The 991-nt window shown below is 42.1% G+C and carries 2 protein-coding genes; both read right to left on the bottom strand.

Annotation, left to right across the window (positions count from 1 at the left end; all coding sequences use genetic code 11):
* A partial coding sequence (locus A3739_RS22440; RefSeq protein WP_197472505.1) for an NnrS family protein occupies nucleotides 1–657 on the bottom strand: 657 nt, incomplete at its 3' end.
* Between the two features lie 9 nt (nucleotides 658–666).
* A complete protein-coding gene (locus tag A3739_RS22435) occupies nucleotides 667–888 on the bottom strand; it encodes a hypothetical protein (protein ID WP_197472504.1) in 222 nt (73 codons plus the stop codon).
* Nucleotides 889–991 lie beyond the last annotated feature (103 nt).

Genomic DNA, 991 nt, shown 5'->3' with positions numbered 1-991 from the left:
GATATCAAAAGCAAACGCCAACACGAAACAAATACTCGAGACTAACGATAAGCGCTCTAACACTGGATAACGCCTTGTTTGTGATCGTTGTAAGCCACGGTCAGTGAAAAAGGGTATTACCCTGCCTCCCATCACGAGGACAACATGCATCATGATGAAAAATACGATTTTTAATACATCCAACGAAAGATGTTGATCATTCATATACAGATACGACTCAACGGCGCATATGCTCGCAAAGACAAACAAAACAACAGGAAAGGCATAGTTACGCGTATTACGACTGATCAACACCATATGCGCGAGCTTTAGCCCACCAGCAGCGAATACAAGACCATCTAATGCCGCAGCGATTGATAAGCTACTTCCAGTGACCCAAAAAAAGCGCGCTGCAATCCAGATCGAGACGAGAACGCCCAACATTGCGCCTTTGAAAGTCTGCTGCCCTGTCCAATTAGCGCACGCAGTCAGCAGAAAGCCCAACATCACAGTCGCTACGAAACCAAACAACATTTCACGGACATGCCAAACAAGCCCTACACGGTCAAAAGCAAAAAAGCCTGCAACCACTGACACCCATAAGGAAAGCGATAAGATTGAATAAGCAGCGGCTAATAAAAAGAACGGCCTAAACGGACTACTCAGAAATGAAGTCATACTCCCCACCTAGAACTCTAAACAATGCCCATGGCGACCAATCGCGAAAACGATATAGCCAATTTTGAATGCTGCAGCAGACACTATAGTCACGATATGACCAATTAATTGAATGACTAAAGAGAACATAGATGCGAACGGATAAGAAACAAGAATACTTAACACTAGAATCAAACCGCTCAAAGCCATTACTTTTCCACCAACACTAGAGATTGCAGCGAAGTTTTTCATTTTCATTCCTCAGTTTTGTATCAGCTAGATCTGTTTAATGACTAGCTAGCGAGGAAAATGCCAATTCTTATTTATTTATAAATCAAAAACTTAATATAAAATC

It is taken from the genome of Oleiphilus sp. HI0067 (genome assembly GCF_001635735.1).
This window is presented reverse-complemented; position numbering and strand designations above follow the sequence as displayed.

What these genes read in the sequence shown, in the direction of transcription:
- A3739_RS22435 (WP_197472504.1), bottom strand. Translation starts at nt 888, where the DNA reads ATGAAAAACTTCGCTGCAATCTCTAGTGTTGGTGGAAAAGTAATGGCT.